Source organism: Pseudoalteromonas sp. SIMBA_162 (genome assembly GCF_046535955.1).
Classification (GTDB): Bacteria; Pseudomonadota; Gammaproteobacteria; order Enterobacterales; family Alteromonadaceae; genus Pseudoalteromonas; species Pseudoalteromonas marina.
In genome coordinates, this window is the sequence record NZ_JAWJBQ010000418.1 from 1 (window position 1) to 271 (window position 271).

Annotated in this window: 1 protein-coding gene; it reads left to right on the top strand. The window is 45.0% G+C overall.

Features of this window, described 5'->3' with window-relative positions; translation table 11 throughout:
* A partial coding sequence (locus R0J88_RS20300; protein WP_410900921.1) for a 3'-5' exonuclease occupies positions 1-271 on the top strand: 271 nt, incomplete at both ends.

Consider the following 271-nt stretch of genomic DNA (forward strand, 5'->3'; position numbering starts at 1 on the left):
TCGCGAAACGTTACCTGATCGACAAAGGTCTGATCCCGATGGAAGGTGACGAAGAACTGAAACTGCTGGCGTTCGACATCGAAACCCTGTACAAGGAAGGTGAAGAATTCGGTAAAGGTCCGATTATCATGATCTCTTACGCGGACGAAGAAGAAGCGAAAGTTATCACCTGGAAAAAAATCGACCTGCCGTACGTTGAAGTTGTTTCTTCTGAACGTGAAATGATCAAACGTTTCCTGAAAATCATCCGTGAAAAAGACCCGGACATCAT